Source organism: Neobacillus sp. 204, from assembly GCF_046562815.1.
Taxonomy (GTDB): domain Bacteria; phylum Bacillota; class Bacilli; order Bacillales; family Cytobacillaceae; genus Neobacillus.
This window is the reverse complement of record NZ_JBJORY010000001.1, coordinates 751033-770655: the sequence shown is the minus strand read 5'-3', so window position 1 is coordinate 770655 and position 19623 is coordinate 751033. Positions and strand designations below refer to the sequence as shown.

Annotated in this window: 7 protein-coding genes; 1 reads left to right on the top strand and 6 read right to left on the bottom strand. The window is 35.0% G+C overall.

The features are described 5' to 3' along the window. Positions 1–21: 21 nt before the first annotated feature. From ACJ004_RS03585 to ACJ004_RS03560, 6 genes are all read right to left on the bottom strand, one after another. Positions 22–3564 (bottom strand): S8 family serine peptidase, encoded by a 3543-nt coding sequence (locus ACJ004_RS03585; protein WP_410891141.1) that lies wholly within the window; start codon positions 3562–3564, stop codon positions 22–24. Between the two features lie 608 nt (positions 3565–4172). After that, entirely contained in the window at positions 4173–7721 is a 3549-nt protein-coding gene (locus ACJ004_RS03580) for a S8 family serine peptidase (protein ID WP_410891140.1), read from the bottom strand. A 472-nt stretch (positions 7722–8193) separates the two neighbouring features. Then, positions 8194–11745: a S8 family serine peptidase gene (locus ACJ004_RS03575; protein ID WP_410891139.1), complete on the bottom strand. Its 3552-nt coding sequence runs from the start codon at positions 11743–11745 to the stop codon at positions 8194–8196. 525 nt (positions 11746–12270) lie between these two features. Further along, the gene (locus ACJ004_RS03570; RefSeq protein ID WP_410891138.1) at positions 12271–13026 is read right to left on the bottom strand and encodes a M15 family metallopeptidase; all 756 of its coding nucleotides are present in this window, start codon (positions 13024–13026) and stop codon (positions 12271–12273) included. A 474-nt stretch (positions 13027–13500) separates the two neighbouring features. Further along, positions 13501–13668: a hypothetical protein gene (locus ACJ004_RS03565; RefSeq protein WP_410891137.1), complete on the bottom strand. Its 168-nt coding sequence runs from the start codon at positions 13666–13668 to the stop codon at positions 13501–13503. Between the two features lie 90 nt (positions 13669–13758). Next, complete coding sequence (locus tag ACJ004_RS03560; RefSeq protein ID WP_410891136.1) at positions 13759–17901, bottom strand: S8 family serine peptidase; 4143 nt, start codon at positions 17899–17901, stop codon at positions 13759–13761. Between the two features lie 455 nt (positions 17902–18356). On the opposite strand from ACJ004_RS03560, the gene ACJ004_RS03555 reads away from it, so the two are divergent. After that, positions 18357–19577: a helix-turn-helix domain-containing protein gene (locus ACJ004_RS03555; RefSeq protein ID WP_410891135.1), complete on the top strand. Its 1221-nt coding sequence runs from the start codon at positions 18357–18359 to the stop codon at positions 19575–19577. Positions 19578–19623 lie beyond the last annotated feature (46 nt).

Below are 19623 nucleotides of genomic sequence, written 5' to 3'. Positions count from 1 at the left end.
GATAGCTTTTTAATAAGTTATTTACGGTTGCTGAACAACTGTCACTTGTTTAGGTGTTGTTGTTACTTTAAAACCGTCTTTTGTAACGATATCAGCTGTGATAAAATACGTACCATTTGGTACGTCAGCTTTAGGTGCCCATTGTTCTTTCAATGTATGTTCATTTTTCACTTGCCAAGAATCAATCATCTTTCCACTTGCATCTTTTACATTAATTGTCCAGTCTACTCTGTTATGTGCCCAGCTTACAATTTTTGCTGGATTGCTTTTGTTAATATTTGTAGACGTAAGAACAGCGATTGTTTGAATGACCATACTCTGATTATTGTAGCTTTGATCTCCCCACGTGGTCCAAGATACATTTCCTGCATAATCAACACCTAAAATCACAATACCTTTCGGTTCTGTATTGACAAGGAAAGATTTTTGCTCTAGTGGCAATGAATAAGATTTTCCATTAACAAAAACAACAGCAGAATTAAAGTCACTTGCATTATCTTCCGCATTGAAGGAAATTTCATATTTTCCGTTATTTGGCGTTATTTTTATATCGGATACTTTCGGAGCAATCGAATCCACCAACATTGGCATTTTAACAATCTGTGGCTTTGCGTTTGGATAATCCATTGTTGTTTTTAGGACATATTGGTATTGGCCGTCAGGAACATCTTGTCCGGATTGGTCTTTCATATCCCATTTGTATCCTTGATACATAGTATCTCCAAATGCCATAACATTTTTTCTAAATTTCCATGGTTGTCCAATTCCAGTATATTCACTAAAATCACCTAAATTTTTAAGGAGATTTCCAGATGAATCTTCAATAGACGTTTCAACTTTTTCTAAATTACGTAAGGCTTGGAATGAACCATAGATACCTGTAGCACCAACATAGTTTGGTGAGTAAGCAATATGGTTAAGATCGAAACCCTGTCCATTATATCCCAATGGAGCGTCTTGGTCATCATTCCAAAGAGCAGTATATCCGACAAATGCATCTTTATCCCATGCTGGAGCATCGATATTTCGTGGTTCATCCCATTTTCCATAGAAGCCCATATATGGAACAGTTAAAGGTACTGCTTTATCTTGGTCCTTGGTTACTGGAACTAGACGTACAAATCCTTCTACAAAACTATTTTTCTTTATGGAATCTGGTAAAGATACATTAACCGTCAGCATTTTAGTTTGACCTGGCTTGATTTTAACTAATGATCCTGTTTTGTCCGTTACTGTATTATCATTGACAGTGACAGACGCCCCATTAATACGTTCACTTGTTAAGCTTAAATACTCTTTTGGTTCTACTTTTCCATCACCATCAAAATCAAAATCTTTCATTTCTGTCTTATCTTTTAATAGATCTACATAGACATTGTATTCAATATCATCGCTATTATTTGTACCTTTAGGAGCGTCGAATGCTTGCATTTGTAATTTGAAGCTTGTATTTTGACCAATTTCCTTTAATGCAACGGATCCGGCTTGCTCTAAAGAAGCGTTTCTATTTGTCACAATAACAGGCGTATTAATAGCATTTTGAATTTGCATTAACCCTGACCCTTGAACACGTGGTGAATATGGAATTTCACTATTTGTTCTTGGATCCATGACAACTTTAGATGTATTCATTAGTGCAATTTTAGATTTTAAAACAGTATCTTCTGAATGTGTTAATCCTTTTTGATAAAGGGCCTGCAATAGTAAAGCTGAGCCGCCTGCAACATGTGGTGTTGCCATGGATGTACCGCTCATCACTTCATAATTATTTCCTGGAACTGTAGAATATATATTTCCGCCAGGAGCTGAAATTTCAGGTTTAAAATCTAATGTATGTGTTGTACCCATTGAAGAGAAGTAAGACATCGTGTTTTTCGCTGGATTATCTACCCAATAATCGCCAACATTTTTCATACTTAAATATTGGCCACTTGGTAGACTGTTCATTTTAGCTAATAATGCATCACCTGCAGCAATACTTGTTGGCGCAGTTGGTACTGCAACTGGCGTTACTGGTAGAGAGAGATAATCTGGATAACCAGTAGGCGGGATCATAATAATGCCTTTTACCCCAGCACTCTTTGCGGTAAATTGAATAGATGAAACCGTACTATACATATTCAATAGTTTTACTACGGCAATGTAGCCAGTTTTGCCTTTAGGATAGTCAGTTGTTTTCTTTCCTTCACCTACGAATACCATATCATAATTGGTATTTGGTAATAGATTTTTAGAAAGTTCAAAATTATAAGTTGGTCCAAATTGCGTAAGGTCTCTGAATGGTACCGTCAAACCATTTCCATCAGAGATTGCATTTAAATGCATTTTAGTATTTTCATAGGAAGCAACTGATAATGCAAATGGACTTACACCCGGCGCACCAACAGTTCCAATATCAGGATCTTCTGCAAATGGTTTTAATGAAATCTTAGTGAGATTATTCTTCGTACTGTAGGCTGAATTTCCGGCTGCTACAACAACAAGTGTCCCCTGTTCTGTCGCCACTCGGATCGCTTTTTGAATCGGATCATACTCTTCATCTACATAGCCTGCATCAACACCTAAACTCATGTTGATAACATCTGCACCCATTGTGACAGCATGCTCAATACCGGCAATAATATCATCCTCATAAGCACCGCCAGGATTAACATCGGAAAATACTTTCTCAGCTAATAGCTGGACGCCTGGTGCAATACCAGCGACTCCACCCTTTGTTTCGTCACCATTTGCTCCAATTGTTCCAGACACGTGTGTACCATGCGAGCTACCTTTTAGTCCAGGAATGACATTTGTATCGTTATCTGCCCAATCATAGCCTGTTGGGACTTTATCGGAATACCAGATTTCGTTTACCTCTGTCTGATCCGTTTTTTGATTTATATTTTCTTGAGTCCATTTTTCTTTCGCTTTAGCCTCATCTGATAGTTTCATATCTTTGTGCGTATAATCAATCCCGGAATCTACGACCGCGACGACTAAGCCTTCACCTTTATATCCATATTGTTCCCATACCTTTTGAGCTTGTACTAATTCTTTACTTGCTGCCATTGATTCCTGGAATGTTCTAGCAACCTGAACATGCACAACACCTGGTATAGATTGGATATCTTGTAAATTTTGGTACTCTGTTTCAACACTGAATCCATTAAACCCTTCAAAATAACGATGCTTTACTTTCATTGAAGCATTGGATTTAGAATTTTTTCCATTTGAAATTTGCTCGATGACTTTGTCTTGCTTTTGTTTAAATAAAGCTCTTTTAATTTCCGATGTTGTTTGCTCATTTTCTTCCGGCTGTTCAAGCTCTACAATTAAATGAACAAGCTCATCTGGTTTATAGTTTTTTGTTGGATCTTCTTTTTTTACATCTTTATAAATGGAGTCTTCTTGGGCTGTTTCAATCTTATTCTTGACTAATAATGATGCTCCTTGTTCAACAATTGCATCTCCTGTTTGGGATGTTGTGTCATTGTTTTCGGCAAAAACGAAGGATGAAAAAATCATTGATGTTAGAGCTGCAGTAGTCATAACTTTAAACGCTTTCAATTTTCCATTTTTCATTATCGTTGCTCCCCTTGTTATCTGATTTTACATTTTATATTTATTTCACTGCTTTTATTAAGATTAGTAAAACTATTAAAATGGCAATTCACTAACCGTTCTGAGTAAATAAATACAATTCAAATTGTACATGCACTATTAATCACAGTAAATTGGGGGAATGAGGCATAGTTCAATAGACTTAAATGTTAATGAGTTCTATTAAAAAATTGTCAATTAAACATTATTTATGTAGAATTTCAAATAGTTATCAGGAAAAATATCTCTAGATTTTGTCGAAATCAATATTATAAGTGGAGTGCTTTCTCTTAAAATTGGGGGAAATAATTATAATTAATAGAATTTTTCGATAATACTAAAAAATTAAATTAATTTAAATGAGCATAAAGAACTAGAACTGAATATGATATTTGGACATAAATTCAAAAACTAGAATGATAAAATTAATTGTCAAATGGTTTATATGATTTACTCCTGTGCAAGAAAACAAAAAAGCCAACCCTTTTGCAAGGGTCAGCTCCATCTGTAACAAATCTATAAAATTCGCAAAACTGAAATAAAAAAAGATTTGGGGATAGGCAGCAGAAGAACCGTCCCCTTGCTTCCTATTAATTCACTACCGTTACCGCTTTAGGTACGCTGGTTACTTTGAAACCGTCTTTGGTAGTGGCCTCAAACGAAATATAATACGTGCCATTCGGTAGGTCTTCAGGGGCCCATTTGGTTTGGATGGTGTGTTCATTTTTGACTTCCATCGAATCCATAATATTTCCGTTTGCATCTTTCACCATCAACTTCCAATCGACTCGGCTATACGCATAGGCAGCGATATTAGCTGGTTTGGTTGGACTCAAATTGGTATTAGGATAAACTTGGACCGTTTGAATCACCATTCCAGGATTTATATAACTCGGATCTCCCCACGTCGTCCAAGACATATTTCCTGCAAAATCCACGGCTAAAATCACAATACTTTTCGGTTCTGTAGTAGTGAGTATAGATTTTTGCCCAATTGCTGGTGTTGGCTGATGAGTTTTTCCATTAATCCAAACAACTGCAGAATTAAAGTCACTTGCATTGTCTTCCGCATCGAAGGAAACTTCGTATTTTCCGTTCGTTGGCGTTACTTTAATATTGGAAACGGTCGGAGAAACGGAATCGACTGTCATTGGCATTTTAACCACTTGTGGGCGTGCGTTTGGATAATCCAATGTTGTTTTGATCACATATTGGTAGACACCGTCTGGTACAAATTGACCGGATGTGTCTTTCATGTCCCATTTATATCCTTCATACTGAGTATCACCATAGGACATAATATTTTTTCTGTATTTCCATGGTGTTCCAGTGTATTCACTAAAATCGCCTAAATTTTTAATGAGGTTTCCAGATTGATCTTCCACATACATTTCAACTTTATCTAGATTACGTAAGGCTTGAAATGTCGAATAGATACCTTGGTTTTGATAGTTTGGCGAGAATGCAATACGGTTAAGATGGAATTGACCAGTAAGCGGGTCATGTCCCAATGGGAATCTTTCTGAACTATCATCCCAAAGTGCCGTATATCCTACAAATGCATCCTTCTCCCATGCTGGAAGATCGATATTTCGTAGTTCATCCCATTTCCCATAGAAGCCCATATAAGGAACTGTTAGAGGTACTGCCTTTTCTTGGTCTTTGGCTACTGGAACTAGACGAACAAATCCTTCTACAAAACTATTTTTCTTTAAGGAATCTGGTAACGTTACATTAACAGTAAGCATTTTTGTTTGACCTGGTTTGATTTTAACTAATGCACCTGTTTTATCTGTTACTGTATTGTCATTTACAGTGACAGTCGCACCCTCAATACGTTCACTAGTTAATGTTAAATACTCTTTTGAATCTAAAACCCCATCAGCATCTAAATCAAATTCCTTCATTTCCGTCTTATCTTTTAGTAAATCAACATACACATTGTATTCAATATCAGCAATATTATTATTACCCTTAGGAACGTCGAATGCTTCCATGTTTAATTTAAAGCTTGTATTTTGACCGATTTCCTTTAAAGCAACCGCTCCAGCTTGTTCTAAAGGCGTGTCTTTTCTTGTCACAATGACAGGTGTGTTAATGGCATTTTGAATTTTCATTACCCCAGAACCTTGTACACGTGGTGAATATGGAGCTTCTCCATTCGTTCTTGGATCCATGACCACATTAGCTGTATTCATTAAAGCAATTTTTGCCTTTAAAACGGTATCTTCTGAATGGGTTAATCCTTTTTGATAAAGTGCCTGCAATAGCAATGCAGAACCGCCTGCAACATGTGGAGTTGCCATGGATGTACCGCTCATCACTTCATAATTATTTCCCGGCATAGTGGAATAAATATTTCCACCAGGAGCAGAAATCTCTGGTTTAAAATCTAATGTACTAGGTGAACCAAAAGATGAAAAAGATGACATTGTGTCTTTCGTTGGGCTATCTACTAAAGTAGCGCCTGTAAATTTCATGCTTAAATATTGACCACTTGGCAGACTACTCATTTTATTCAGTAATGCTTCACCTGCAGCTATACTTGTTGTGGCAGTTCGTAAATAAGGTGCATATGGGCTTAAACTTAAAGTAGGATAATCAGGTATACCCTTACCAGCAGGCGGTATCATAATGACTGCAGTTGCTCCGGCACTCTTAGCTGTCATTTGAATGGATGAATAAGTACTATATGCATTTAATAGTTTTACTACCGCAATGTAGTTAGTTTTGCCTTTAGGATAATCTGTAGCATACTTTCCTTCGTTTACGTATACCATATCGTAGCTAACATCTGGTGAAAGATTCTTAGAGACTTTAAAATTATACGATGCTGGGAATTGACTTTGATCCTTGAAAGGGAGCGATATACCGTTTACTTCATCTAGTTTATTTACATGAAGTTTTGTATTTTCATAGGAAGCAACAGTTAGAGCAGATGGACTAACACCCGGTTGACCAACTGTTCCAATATCAGGATTTTCTGCATATGGTTTCAATGACGACCCAGTGATGGTATTCTTTGTACTGTAGGCTGAATTACCTGCTGCTACGACAACTAGGGTACCTTGTTCTGTCGCCACTCGGATTGCCTTCTGAACCGGATCATATTCTTCATCTACATAGCCTGCATCTAAACCTAAACTCATGTTGATAACATCTGCACCCATTGTGACAGCATGCTCAATACCTGCTATAAGATCATCTTCCTGCGCACCGCCACCATTATCTGAAAATACCTTTTCAGCTAAAAGTTGAACACCTGGTGCAATACCCGCGACACCACCATTCGTTTCGTCGCCGTTTGCTCCAACTGTTCCTGCAACGTGTGTACCATGCGGATTACCAGTTGCTGCAGGAATAACATTTGTATCATTGTCTGCCCAATCATATCCTGTTGGAACTTTATCAGAATACCAAATTTCGTTTACGTCTGTCTCTTCAAATTTTTGATTAATTTTATCTTGAGTCCACTTTTCTTTTGTTTTGGCTGCATCAGATAATGTCATATCTTTATGCTTATAATCAATCCCGGAATCTACTATCCCAACTACTAAGCCTTCACCTTTATATCCGTATTGTTCCCATACTTTTTGAGCTTGTACCAATTCTTTACTTACGTCCATCGTTTCCTGGAATGTTCTAGCAACATGAACATGCGTAACACCTGGTATGGATTGGATATCTTTTAAATTTTGGAACTCTGTTTCAACACTGAATCCGTTAAACCCTTCAAAAAAACGGTGTTTCACTTTAGAAGGCGTTTTTGATTTTGTGTTAGCGATTTGGTCGATGACTTTGTCTTGCTTTTGCTTCATTAATGTTTTTTTATTTTTAGATGTATTGTCCACATCTGTTGGTTGTTCCACTTGTACGATTAAACGAACAACATCAGTTGGATTATAGGCTTTAAGCGAACCTTCTTTATTAATGTCTTTATTATAAATATCATTACTTACAGGATCTACCTTGTCCTGATCAAAAAATAAATTCCTTGCTTGTTCCACTATATTTTCAAAAACGACTGACTCGGTTGAAGTGTCATTCGTTTCTGCAAAAACTGTTAATGATGAAAGGAGTAAGGCTGTTACAGCTGCAGTAGTCATGACTTTAAATGGCTTCATTTTACTATTTTTCATTTACGTCTCTCCTTTTTCTTGGTGTTATATATTTATTTCACTACAATTATGAGATTAGGAATTTAATAAAGTTATAGGAATAATAACTTTATGGTAAATGCTAACCCTTATGAGTAATAAATATAATTCAAATTGTACATGCACCATAAAATACAGTAAATTGGGGGAATAATCGCATAGTTCAATAGACTTATATTGATACTTGAAAGTTCATCAAAAAGATTGTCATTTAAACGATATTAATGTAAAATTTCAAGTTATTACCAGAAAAAACATTTCTAATTTTATCGAAATCAATATTTTTAGTGGAGTATTTTGTCCTAAATTGGGGGAAATACACATAATTAATAAAATTTTATGATTTTATAAAAAAATGAGTTGATTAAAATGTGTATAAAGTCCTAAGAATGAATATGGTATTAAAAGGAAGCTAACCCTATTTTATGATTAGCTTCCATTATTTTTTATTAGTTTATTGAAGAACTGTTACTTTTACTGGAGTTGTTGTTACTTTAAAACCGTCTTTTGATACTACTTCAGCTGAGATAAAGTAGTTACCATTTGGAAGCTCCGGTTTAGGTACCCATTTTTCATGAACTTCTTTTTCATTTTTATATGCAAATGTATCGATTATATTTCCATTTGCATCTTTAACATAAAACGTCCAGTCCGATCTGTTTTGGGCAAAGTAATCTACCTCTGTTGGAGTGTTTTTGTTTAAATTTTTAGTCGGCCATACACTAGAATTGGAAAGGACCATCCATTCACTCATATATTTTGAACTTTGATCTCCCCAAACGGAGTAAGAGTGGTTAAACGCGTTGTCTGCTCCAATAACTACTATACTTTTCGGTTCGTAATTTAAAACAAATGATGTCGCTCTTCCTGGTGTATAGTAATTTCCGTTCACCCAAACCATTGCAGCTATATAACCACTTCCATTTTCATTATCTGTGCCTTTCCAGGAAATTTCGTATTTTCCATCCTTTGGAGTTACAGTAATGTCAGTAACTTTAGGGAGGGTGGCATCTACTTTAACAGGCATTTTAACTTCCTGTGGTTTTGCACCTGGATAATCTAATGTTGATTTAATCACATATTGATAATTTCCATCTGGTACAAATTGTCCAGACTCATCTCTCATATCCCAAGGATAGAGTTCATTGTAATAAGTGTCCCCAAATGACATGACATTCTTTCTGAATTTCCATGGTGTCCCAGTATATTCACTGAAGTCACCTAAATATTTAACGATATTACCTGATTGATCTTCAACATACATTTCTGTTTTTTGTAGATTACGTAACGCTGTAAATGAAGAATAGATACCATCTAGATGGTAGTTTGGCGAGATGGCAATTTTGTTAAGATCAAACGTTCCAGTAGTAGAATCATATCCTTTTGGATATCGTTCTGACGTGTAATCCCAAAGTGCTGTATAGCCTAAAAATGCATCTTTTTCCCATGCAGGAGGATCGATATTTAGTGGTTCATCCCAATTTCCATAGAAGGCCATATAAGGAACAGTTAAAGGTACTGCTTTATCCTGGTCCTGTGCTACTGGAACTAAACGAACAAATCCTTCTACAAAACTATTTTTCTTTAAGGAATCTGGTAATGATACATTAACCGTTAGCATTTTGGTTTGACCTGGTTTGATTTTTACTAAGGAACCTGTTTTGTCTGTTACGATATTATCATTTACTGTGACAGTTGCACCATTAATACGTTCACTCGTTAATGTTAAATACTCTTTTGAATCCATTTTTCCATCATTATCTAAATCATAGTCCTTCATTTCAGTCTTATCTTTCAATAGGTCTACATAAACATTATATTCAATGTCAGCACTATTATTTTTACCCTTAGGAGCGTCGAATGCTTCCATATTTAATTTAAAGCTAGTATTTTGGCCGATTTCTTTTAAAGCAACCGCTCCAGCTTGTTCTAACGGTGTGTTCCATCTTTTTACTATGACCGGAGTATTAATCGCATTTTGAATTTTCATTAAACCAGATCCTTGTAAGCGTGGTGAATATGGAACTTCACCGTTTGTTTTTGGATCCATGACCACATTAGCTGTATTCATTAAAGCAAGCTTTGCTTTTAACACCGTATCTTCTGAATGGGTTAATCCTTTTTGATAAAGTGCTTGCAATAGCAATGCTGAACCGCCTGCAACATGAGGCGTTGCCATTGATGTACCGCTCATCACTTCATAATCATTACCTGGTACAGTGGAATAAATATTTCCACCAGGACCAGAAATCTCTGGTTTAAAATCTAATGTACTTGGAGAACCATAGGATGAAAAACTGGACATTTTGTCTTTGTTTGCGTTATCTATCCAAGTATCCCCTGCTAATTTCATCTTGACCGTTTGACCACTTTTTAGTTTATTTAATAGATCTTGCCCTGGACCCTTACCTGTTGTAGCAGTTGGAATGGAATTTTCAGTTAATCTTAGATACGGATAATCAGTCGCCATATTATCAGCTGGTATTATGATAACCGCCTTTGCTCCATACGTTGCTGCGTTAAATTGAATAGAAGAATAAGAATAATATTCATTTTTTAATTTTATTACTGCAATGTAGCCAGTTTTATTGACAGGAAAATCAGCTTTGCTTCGTCCTTCGTTTGCATACACCATTTCATACTCTTGATCCGGATTTAAAAATCTTGACAGTTTAAAGTTATATTTTGCTGGAAACATCGTTTGATCTTGGAAAGGAATCTTTAAACCATTTGTTTCTGCTAAAGTATTTAAATGCAATTTTGTATTTTCATAGGATGCTACCGATAAAGCATAGGGACTTACACCTGGTGCACCAACTGTCCCAATATCAGGATTTTCAGCATATGGCTTTGAAGCAGAGTCAAGAAATAAATTATTTTTCGTACTATAAGCGGAATTGCCAGCTGCCACTACAACAAGAGTTCCATGTTCTGTCGCAACTCGAATCGCTTTTTGAATCGGATCATCTTCTTCACTAACAGAGCCTGCATCAACACCTAAGCTCATGTTTATCACATCTGCATCCATAGTAATGGCATGTTCAATTCCTGCGATAATATCATCCTCATAAGCTCCGCCGCCACTATCCGAGAATACCTTTTCTGCTAATAGTTGAACACCTGGTGCAATACCAGCGACCCCGCCAGTTGCTTCGTCACCGTTTGCTCCAATTGTACCCGATACGTGTGTTCCATGCGGACTACCATTTAATCCAGGGATAACATTTGTATCATTGTCTGCCCAGTCATATCCTGTTGGGACTTTATCGGAATACCAAATTTCGTTTACGTCTGTTTCTGCCATTTTTTGATTCATTTTATCTTGAGTCCATTTTTCTCTCGCTTTTGCATCATCAGATAGTTTCATATCTTTGTGCGAATGATCAATCCCGGAATCTACGACCGCTACTAATAATCCTTCACCTTTATAGCCGTATTGTTCCCAAACCTTTTGAGCTTGTACTAATTCTTTGCTCGCTGCCATTGATTCCTGGAATGTTCTAGCAATATGTACATTCGTAACCCCTGGAATAGACTTAATATCTTTTAAATTTTGGAACTCTGTTTCGACACTGAATCCGTTAAACCCTTCAAAATAACGATGTTTCACTTTCGTTGGTGAATTTGATTTAGACGTTTTCGTTTTAGCGATTTGGTCAATGACTTTGTCTTGCTTTTGCTTCATTAATGTTTTTTTATTTTTAGATGTATTGTCCATATCTGTTGGTTGCTCAACTTCTACAATTAAACGAACAACATCATTTGGGTTATAGACTTTATTTGCACCTTCCTTATTCATGTCCTTATTATATAAATCACTACTTCCAGGTTCTAACTTGTCCTGATCAAAAAATAAATTCCTTCCTTGTTCCACTATATCTGCAAACGCTTGAGACCCAGTTGAAGCGTCATTCGTTTCCGCAAAAACTGTGAATGATGAAAGAAGTAAGGATGTTACAGCTGCAGTAGTCATAACTTTAAATGCCTTCATTTTACTCTTGTTCATTAACATAGCTCCTCTTTATTTGATTTTAAGTTTTATATTTATTTCACAAAAATTATGAGATTAGGAACTTAATAAAATTAAATGAATAATAACCTTACGCTTATCTCTAACCCTTTTGAGAAGATAAATATAATTAAAATTGTACATTCACCATTAAGCACAGTAAATTGGGGGAATAAAGCATAGTCCGATAGACTTATATTTTTAATTCCACAAAAAAATTTGTCATATAAACAAAATTAAAATAGAATCTCAAATTATTATCAGGAAGAATATTTATGAATTTTGTCGAAATTGGTGGAGGGCTTTCTCTTGAAAATTGGGGGATTTAATTACAATTATTAGAATCTTATGATTTTTTTAAAAAATAAGTCGATTAAAATAGACATAAAGAACTAGATAAGAATGAGGGCGGCTACCAATATATTTTAGCCTCTTCTCTTATTACTAAGAATAAGCCATCAAAGTGAAAGATGATCGTACATAAAAAAAGCGATTCTCTGTATTTAGAGAATCGCTTTATTGTTATTTAGAAACGGATTGAATACCTAAATATTCTTCAAGTGTAATCCCACGATTTTTAATTGGTTTTGAGATATGTCCTACGTAACGAAGATGCCACGGTTCATACTTATAACCTGTAATAGATTCTTTTCCTTTTGGGTAACGAACAATAAACCCAAAATTCGCACTGTTTTTACTTAACCAGGCCGCTTCTTTTTTGCTTCCAAAACAAGATGAAACTGCGCATATTCCGTCTGCTCCGCTGACATCAATCGCTAAACCTGTTTGATGTTCACTGGCTCCCGGAATTGCACTATATGTTAGGGCTTTTTTAAATCCATCTCTTTTAACATAATTGTTAAATAATACTTTTTGTGTAGCATAAGAACGATATGCGGATACCCCACTCAAATAAATTCTATCCTTTTTAGCTGCGGCAAACATCTTTTCTAAATCTCTTGCGGCTTCCTGCCTCATTTTACGTTTTTCAATTTTTTCTTTGAATAGAAATGGTACTTTCGGATATACTAAATTCTTCGGCACATAAGTAATAGGTAAATAATATTTTTTATTTACTACGGAAGCTACCGAAGTTGGATAGGGGGTTAATGTAACAGCACTTATTCTAGTTTTCCGTTTGTCAGAAGGGTTCGATATGTTCATTTGATTTATTTTGGACGTCTTAGGTGATGATGATTCATTTGAATTTTTGTTACATCCAGTCAGACTTATTATTAAAAAGAACACCAATAAGACACTGATGTTTTTTTTAATCATGATTTTAACCTCCTTTACGATTACACTTATAATGCCTTATAAAAAGGAGATTTATTCTTCAGAGATCTCTTTATCATTTGCGGGTTCAGGGAATTTCCTTCTCTTTAGAAATCCATATTTGCGTTTTTTATAGGAACTCCAGTTTAATAAATTTCAGAAAACTTTATCGCTATTTTTCCTAGTTTATTTTTAATGTTTTCTAATAAAAATAAAATATCAGGAGGACAAACAATTTAAACAAAAGCCGCATCTTAATACTAAAGGTTGTCTCCATCGGGCAGTTGTCCACCTTATGAGACAATCTCTTCTTTTTAGTATTTCTTTACCTTATTAATAGCAAGTAAACGATTGAACTTGTCGTAAGCTTATTCCGAAATAAACCCATCTAAATCCAGTCCAACGATACCCTGAGACAGAGTTTCGACCAACAAATGTTGGATAAAACCAAAACTCGTCAAAACCTCTCAGCCATACTTACGTGTATCTGAATAAGCATCTTGCAATACCTCCTGGGTCAACTGCATATGCTTCTACTTGTTGTTGAGGAACAAAAGATGGCGGTGGTGAAGTTGGTGGTCCTGCATCTGGACCTTGTCCTGGTGGTGCAAACGGTGGTTGAAATCCACCAGCACTTTTTGCCATAAAAAAACCCCCAATAAAGAAGAACAGATTTTTATTATTTCATCTGTCTACTTTATCGGGAGCATATCAATCAAAAGGCACCCTCTTTTTTTAATTAAAACTTTTTTTCAATTCTTCTAATGTTAGGTTTCCTGTTTTTTCAACTGGCTTATTTGATGTTGGGATGTATGGATTGATGGACATGAAGTTCTTTTCGACATAATTAAAGTCAATAATGTCAACGACTCCATCTTTGTTAAGATCTTCTTTCAATCTATCCCCTGAAATTCCCGCATTATTTGCAATAAGCTTTGCGTCATAAATGTCGATTACATGATCTCCGTTGACATCTCCAGCAGCAGCCGTATCCGTATAGGCAACATAGAAAATACCTTGGACTTTTCCATCAATAGACCTGCTTAAAGTTATTTTTTTGCTGTATTGGAAATGGCCAGGAATATCGACAATTAATGTATATTCATCACTCGTTGCAGGAATATCCGTTATCGTCATATACCCACTATCTGAAATATCGGCAGGATACTTTTTACCGTTTTTATCTACTAGATAAGCTTTTGTACCAATCTTTGAATAATCTAAATCATAATTATCCAAATTAACTGCTTCACCATGATAGTACCCTTCGAACCATGAGTGCTGGGAAATGAATTTAAACCTTTCAGCAAATGTTGGTAAAGAAGACTTACTACCAGAGCTTGTTTGATAGGAAGATTCTTGATAATAGAATCCACTTTCTACCATATAATTATGGTCATCGACTACTTTTAATGTGATATCCAATAAATCAATATCATCATTAATTGAAACTGGTAATTGTGTCTTTTTGTTTGAAATATCTACTGCAAATGCTGAAAGATTAGACCAAGTGTTTTCGGTAATTTGAGGCTTTGCGACATTTATAGTCCAATTATTTTTCTTTGCTAGATCCTCTAGTTGTTTTGATGGCTTAACGTCGACAACTTTATAGAAATTAGGAACATCGATTGTTACAGAAGCACTTGTTAAATCTTTTGAGTTTTGAACTGTAAATGTATTTACAAACTCCGAACCAAGACTTACACTTTTTGAATTTGGTTTTATTGTGGAATATTTATCCCCTTTATTAATAAAAGTAAAGTCTGGGAAAGTTGGATTTCCAGCAGTAGCGTAGTCATAAGTATAGATGGCTACATTTGTTGGATAGTTTGCATATTCTTCTGGTAAGACACCAAATTTAAATTCACCATTTGCATTTGGGAAAAATTCAACTGTTGGCCAATATGAATCTTGATAGGCGTACGCGGTATTTGCCTCTTGAGTGATGTCATGTCCTCTACTTTTTAAATAGTCAATCGTATCATCATACAATTTTCCATGTACCCAATAGGCTGTATAATCTTGTCCATCATAATTTTCAGTTGTTAAATCTGAACTATTGAGCTCCTTGATTCCTGTTTTCTTATCAAATTCCAGGGTTGGAGCGGTATTATCGATCACCATGTCATTATCGATTTTATATGTTTTACCATCTTCCCCTGTACCAATATAAGAAACAATGTATTTGCCTTCTTTAAGTGGTTCATATTCAAGTGCTAAAGGTTTATTCGGATCACCTGTAAAATGTTTTACTTCACCTGAAAATCCGAAAAATATTAAGTAATCCGTATCAACTGACGCATTTTCTAAATTAAATGTGCCATAAAACCCAATGGGTTTTCCATCTAGATCGCTAACCACTACATCAATCGTTTTCATATGACTATTTAACTTGAAACTGACTGGTGTAAACGGCTCGATATACGGATGAAAGTTACTAAGGTCATTCGTTATGGCATGTTTAAAAAACTCTAATTTTTGGAATCCTGGTTTAGAATAACGAACATGAAAAGGAATTTGATATTCTGCCGTTTTCGACTCATTTTCGATATAAATGTATCCCTCATATATACCAAATTCTGCATCGGCTGGAATTGATATTTCTGCATTCATATTTTTACTGTCATTTCCATTCACTTCAATCGTAGATGGTAATTGAAGCGTTACACCATTCTTACCAGCTTCCTTTGAGACACCATCGATGGTTAAAAATTCTACTCTTGTATGATATGTTTCTAGTTCACTACTTAAATTCTTTAAAGAAATCAACGTTGTTCTATTTTGAGTCTCACTTGATTGTGCAATACTACCAAAAGGTAGAGATCCTGAGATGTCATCGATTTCTATTTTTAAACCTTCTTCATCTAATGTAGTAGTCTTATTTTGTACTTCAATTAACGTTGTATTGTGAACTGCCTCATAAGCATCTACACGTCCTGCACCAACTTCATTCACATTGTACGTACGACCTTTTAATGGATCAGCAGTATTCATTAGCGCTGCCTTTACATCTGCAACTGTATAATCTGGATGTGATTGTAATAATAAGGCTGCAACTCCAGCAACATGTGGTGTTGCCATGGAGGTTCCACTTAAACTAGCATAACCACTAGAATAATCGACACCATCTTCTGGACTATTAATATATTCTGGAACAGTAGAGAATGTAGAGACTCCAGGTGCTACTACATCTGGCTTAATATCAAAGTTATTATTTACTGGTCCACGTGAACTAAAATCTGCTAACACATCACCTGTAGACATATTTGACTGTAAGTCTGTTAATTTAAGTTTAGCTGTAGGATCTGCTTCTAATTTTTCTGAAAGTTTTACTCCGTCCTCGTGTAACATTTTAAATGTTGGGACATAACCATAATTTTCACCTAAGAAATATGGAATTTCTCCATCCTCATTATTGTAAATCAATATAGCTACAGCACCTTTATCATGGGCTCGTCGGATTTTTTCATCAAATGAGATCGTTCCACGAGAAATTAACGCCACTTTTCCATTAATGTCTTTCTCAGTATAATCCTCTTCTGTACCAATTCCTACGTCAACAACATCATACTCTTTATCCATTAACTTTAGATAATCCTTACCAAGTCCATGCCCCATTAAAGTATTTTGAACTGAAATCTCTGCTAAACTTGCTTTAGCGGTTGGAATATCAGTCGGCACATCACTAGCACCAACAGTGATAGCTAATGGAGAAGCACCTGGTGAACCTAACGTACCTGGATTTGGCCCTGCATTTCCTCCGGCTATAACTGGTATGACCCCTTTTAATGCGGCATTGTTGATGGCTACAGAGGTAGCATCTAAGGAATGATTATTACCATTACCTAATGATAGATTAATAACATCCATTCCATCTTCTACCGCTCTTTCTATTCCTGCGATAACGGATGAATCATATCCTGATCCATATTCTCCTAATACTCGATATGCATACAAGTCAACATTCGGAGCTACACCTGTCATTGCATATTCAACATCATTTTTAGGGTTAGATGCGATTGTTCCAGCAACATGAGTTCCATGTTCTGTATAGTATGAACTACCATCTATCGTTTCAGGTTGACCAGATGCAAGCCATTTCGCCCTGGTTGTTTCCATTGGATCGGAGTCATTATCGACAAAATCATATCCGCCTTTATAAACATCTTTTAAATCAGGGTGATTATAGTCAATCCCTGTATCAAGTACCCCAACTTTTATTCCTTGTCCTTTTAAGCCCTCATTATGTAAACGATCAACTCCTATATGAGGAAGCGCTGGTGGAATTACTTTTCCAGTTGTTGGTTCTTGAGTAGTAGTCAATTCATTTTTCGGTAAACTAACGACATTGTCTTTCCAAATCCTTTTAACTACACCAGTCTCAAGCAAGGTATTAATTTCATTTGTAGGAATCGTCATAGCCATTCCATTAAATACATTCTGGTAAGTTTGTTTAATTTGATATTTAATTGACTTTTCTTTTATATTTTGGTTTAACTCCTCCTTCTTCTTAAAAATTTCAGTTAATCGTTGTTTAAAATATTCTTGTTCCCCTTTTATCTTTTCTGCTTTATTTTTAGATGTACCTTTTGATTTTGATTGCTGGGCATTTTCGACTGGAGCTGTTTTGAACTCAACAATGACATTTGCGGTTTTATCTTTAAGTGACAACAAACTTGGATCAATGATGAATCCTTCTTGTGGGGTTAATCGTTTTATAGACTGTCGTTGTTCTTCAGTTAGTCCTTTTAAGATTGATTCTGCAGAATTTGATATCGCATAGGTTTTTTGCTGAGGCATTAAATAAGATGTAAGTAAGCTGGATGCTATGACACCTGTTACCATAACATTTAGAAATCGTTTCTTTCGAATTTTCATTAATCGACGCTCCTTCTACTAATTTAATTTTAGCTGCAAATTTTAAAACTATTATTTTCTAAAAATAATAAATCTAGCAGGTTTTCCTTAATAAAATGGTCACATATTCCTATGAGCATCGCTTTCCTCCCTAGAGAAAGATAGTGTAAAATAAGAGTATGAATAATTAGACAACTCTATTAATTCCTATTGTACTTGAGCTTTTATTGTCGGTAAATTGGGGGAATTGTTCTACGAGTTGTCCTCATTTGACTATAAGATTTGACGAAATCCTTGTAGAACATTGTCAAACTTTGAAGAATTGAACGATTATTTATAAAGATTTTAACTGTAAAGTTACTAGAAAATGACAAATTTTTAATTATATAGAAAAAATTATTTTTAAACTTGGGGGAATCCTGATTTTCCTATACTCAAAACTATCAATATAATTTTTCTAAAAGGAGAAATTCAATATGTACGAGGGGAAAATCATTAAGTTTTATCGGGAAAAATACCAAATGACTCAAGAGCAATTAGGAAAAGGGATTTGTTCTGGAACACATATTAGCAAAATTGAACGTTTACATACTGAATATGCACCTGAAATTGTCACTCTTTTATCCGAGCGACTAGGGATTAGTATCGAAAATGAGATAATAAAACTAAATAATATAAAAAAGCGTTTAAACCATTGGCATGATGTTATTGTCATGCAATTATTTGAAGAAATGGATCTTATAAATCATGAACTTGAGCAAGAGGATTTAATTCAAATCTCTGATTATATTAATTTTTATAAATTACTTCGGGTAAGGTATTTACTAATGCATAATTTGACTGAGGAAGCATTGGACATCATCGTTGAAATCCAAAAAAAAGAAGATAAATTATCATCCTATGAAGCTAATTTGTTTAAGCATGTTTTAGGCGTTTATTATTTAGCTAAACATGAAAATCTGAAAGCAATTCAAGCATTAAAATCAATTAATGAGGCAGATTACACTAACAAGGAATATACCTATCATTTAGCAGTCGCGTATCATTCCATGGAATTACCCGTTATGGCGTATTTTTTTGCAGATAAATCGCGCCAATTTTTTGAAGAAATTAATAACTATCTTCGAGTGATTGATGCAGAAATGCTGATGGCGATTCAAGTAAAAGATGATGGAGATTTTAAGGAAACCATCCAGAGGTTTGAAAGCTTAATCAAAAGCTGTGACCTTTGTCATTCACCTGCTCGAAAAGCAAAGGTATTACACAACTTAGCTTTTGAATACTTTAGAAGAAAAAATTATGAACCGGCCAATAAATTTTATAAAGAGTCTATGAGTCTTAAAGATAACGAATCAGGCCCATACCTACTTTCTTTAGAAGGCTATGTAAACAGTGCATACTATGGAAGTTTACTTCCAAAGGAAGAATTAATACAACTGATAAATGAAGGACTAGAAACAGCACTAAAGAAAAATGAACAATTATATATAAACTTATTTACCTTACTTAGTTATTTAATCCAAGATAAAGAACAGGAATACCATCAATACTTGTCCGAACAATCATTGCCTTTGTTTGAAAAATTTGGTTTTGTTTATTTAATTAAACGTTCAAAAAAAGAATTGTTTAATTATTATTTTAAACAGAAAAAAACTGGTAAAGCATTAAAAATGGCTCATGTATTGATTAATCCATAAAGAGGAATGGCATGCCACATTTAGTGACATGCCATTTCTAATAAGA

What these genes read in the sequence shown, in the direction of transcription:
- ACJ004_RS03585 (WP_410891141.1), bottom strand. Translation starts at nt 3,564, where the DNA reads ATGAAAAATGGAAAATTGAAAGCGTTTAAAGTTATGACTACTGCAGCT.
- ACJ004_RS03580 (WP_410891140.1), bottom strand. Translation starts at nt 7,721, where the DNA reads ATGAAAAATAGTAAAATGAAGCCATTTAAAGTCATGACTACTGCAGCT.
- ACJ004_RS03575 (WP_410891139.1), bottom strand. Translation starts at nt 11,745, where the DNA reads ATGAACAAGAGTAAAATGAAGGCATTTAAAGTTATGACTACTGCAGCT.
- ACJ004_RS03570 (WP_410891138.1), bottom strand. Translation starts at nt 13,026, where the DNA reads ATGATTAAAAAAAACATCAGTGTCTTATTGGTGTTCTTTTTAATAATA.
- ACJ004_RS03565 (WP_410891137.1), bottom strand. Translation starts at nt 13,668, where the DNA reads ATGGCAAAAAGTGCTGGTGGATTTCAACCACCGTTTGCACCACCAGGA.
- ACJ004_RS03560 (WP_410891136.1), bottom strand. Translation starts at nt 17,901, where the DNA reads ATGAAAATTCGAAAGAAACGATTTCTAAATGTTATGGTAACAGGTGTC.
- ACJ004_RS03555 (WP_410891135.1), top strand. Translation starts at nt 18,357, where the DNA reads ATGTACGAGGGGAAAATCATTAAGTTTTATCGGGAAAAATACCAAATG.